Source organism: Silanimonas sp. (assembly GCF_027531545.1).
In the GTDB taxonomy this organism is placed as follows: domain Bacteria; phylum Pseudomonadota; class Gammaproteobacteria; order Xanthomonadales; family Xanthomonadaceae; genus Silanimonas.
This window is the reverse complement of record NZ_JAPZSC010000065.1, coordinates 1-1,197: the sequence shown is the minus strand read 5'-3', so window position 1 is coordinate 1,197 and position 1,197 is coordinate 1. Positions and strand designations below refer to the sequence as shown.

Annotated in this window: 1 protein-coding gene; it reads right to left on the bottom strand. The window is 63.7% G+C overall.

The window, feature by feature from the left end; translation table 11 throughout:
• Position 1: 1 nt before the first annotated feature.
• Positions 2–1,192 (bottom strand): elongation factor Tu, encoded by a 1,191-nt coding sequence (gene tuf, locus O9280_RS17225; RefSeq protein ID WP_298345759.1) that lies wholly within the window; start codon positions 1,190–1,192, stop codon positions 2–4.
• Positions 1,193–1,197: the final 5 nt, after the last annotated feature.

Sequence of the window (1,197 nt, the reverse complement as noted above, 5' to 3'; positions counted from 1 at the left end):
CTCAATCCTGGATATTGGCGACGACGCCGGCGCCGACGGTGCGGCCGCCTTCACGGATGGCGAAGCGGAGCTTCTCTTCCATCGCGATCGGCGTGATCAGCTCGACATCGAACGAGATGTTGTCGCCCGGCATCACCATTTCCGTGCCGGCCGGCAGCGTGACGATGCCCGTCACGTCCGTCGTGCGGAAGTAGAACTGCGGACGGTAATTGGCGAAGAACGGCGTGTGGCGCCCACCCTCTTCCTTCGTCAGGATATAGGCTTCGGCCTTGAACTTCTTGTGCGGCTTCACCGAACCCGGCTTGCACAGAACCTGGCCGCGCTCCACGTCTTCACGCTTCGTGCCGCGCAGCAGCGCACCGATATTGTCGCCCGCCTGGCCCTGGTCCAGAAGCTTGCGGAACATCTCGACGCCCGTCACCACCGTCTTCTGCGTGTCGCGGATGCCGACGATCTCGACTTCCTCGCCCACCTTCACGATGCCGCGCTCGACACGGCCGGTCACCACCGTGCCGCGGCCCGAGATCGAGAACACGTCTTCGATCGGCATCAGGAACGGCAGGTCGATCGGACGCTCCGGCTGCGGAATGTAGCGGTCAACCTCGGCCATCAGCTTCAGGATCGCATCGCGGCCAACCGCCGGATCGCCATTGTCCAGCGCAACCTTCGCCGAACCCTTCACGATCGGAATGTCATCGCCCGGGAAGTCGTACTTCGACAGAAGCTCGCGCACTTCCATCTCGACCAGCTCGAGAAGCTCCGCATCGTCGACCAGGTCGACCTTGTTCATGAACACCACCAGCGCCGGAACGCCGACCTGGCGCGCCAGCAGGATGTGCTCGCGCGTCTGCGGCATCGGGCCATCGGCCGCAGACACCACCAGGATCGCGCCGTCCATCTGCGCCGCACCCGTGATCATGTTCTTCACGTAGTCCGCGTGGCCCGGGCAGTCGACGTGCGCATAGTGCCGGTTCGACGTCTCGTATTCCACGTGGGCCGTCGAGATCGTGATCCCGCGCGCCTTCTCTTCCGGCGCCTTGTCGATCTGGTCATACGCCGTGAACGTCGCACCGCCCGTCTCGGCAAGAACCTTCGTGATCGCCGCCGTCAGCGACGTCTTCCCATGGTCGACGTGACCGATCGTCCCGATGTTGCAGTGCGGCTTCGTACGAGAAAACTTTTCCTTGGCCATGAGGC

What these genes read in the sequence shown, in the direction of transcription:
- tuf (WP_298345759.1), bottom strand. Translation starts at nt 1,192, where the DNA reads ATGGCCAAGGAAAAGTTTTCTCGTACGAAGCCGCACTGCAACATCGGG.